1 protein-coding gene is annotated in these 610 nt (G+C 68.4%); it reads right to left on the reverse strand.

Going from position 1 to position 610, the window contains the following annotated elements:
• Window positions 1-610: RNB domain-containing ribonuclease (locus JCM25156_RS19765; protein WP_025814515.1), on the reverse strand; the 610-nt coding region annotated here is incomplete at both ends.

Consider the following 610-nt stretch of genomic DNA (forward strand, 5'->3'; position numbering starts at 1 on the left):
CGCCACGGCCAAAGCGTGCGCCCGATATGCCGCCATCGGCCGTGACCCGCATATCGATAAAAAGACAGCCCCTGTCCTCATGCGGGCGCAGCGAGCACCAGCCGTTGGAAAGGTCTTCGGGTAGCATGGGAATGACCCGGTCGGGAAAATAGACCGAATTGCCGCGCAGCCGCGCTTCCCGGTCCAGCGCGCTGCCGGGGCGGACGTACCACGCCACATCCGCGATCGCGACGGTGATGCGAAAGCCATCCCCGTCCGGTTCGGCGTAGATGGCGTCATCAAAGTCACGCGCATCCGCGCCATCAATGGTCACGAGCGGGACTTCGCGCAGGTCCGTACGGCCATCGGGCGTCACACCACGCGCGGCCCTGGCCTGGGCCAGCGCCTCGGTGGGGAAGACGTGGGGAATGCCCAGCATGGCGACGGCGACCATGCTGATGGTCCGGGCGTCGCCCTGCGGGCCGAGACGCTGGATGATCCGCGCGGGATGCAGGCCCGGCCCGGACTGGGGCAGGGGAACGGCAATGACGACTTCATTGTCCGGCGCGTGGTCGTCCTCGCCTGCGGGAATGACCCATTCCGCCTTCGCGCGCCGGTCCGCCGGGGTCAG

This window comes from Komagataeibacter kakiaceti JCM 25156 (assembly GCF_000613305.1).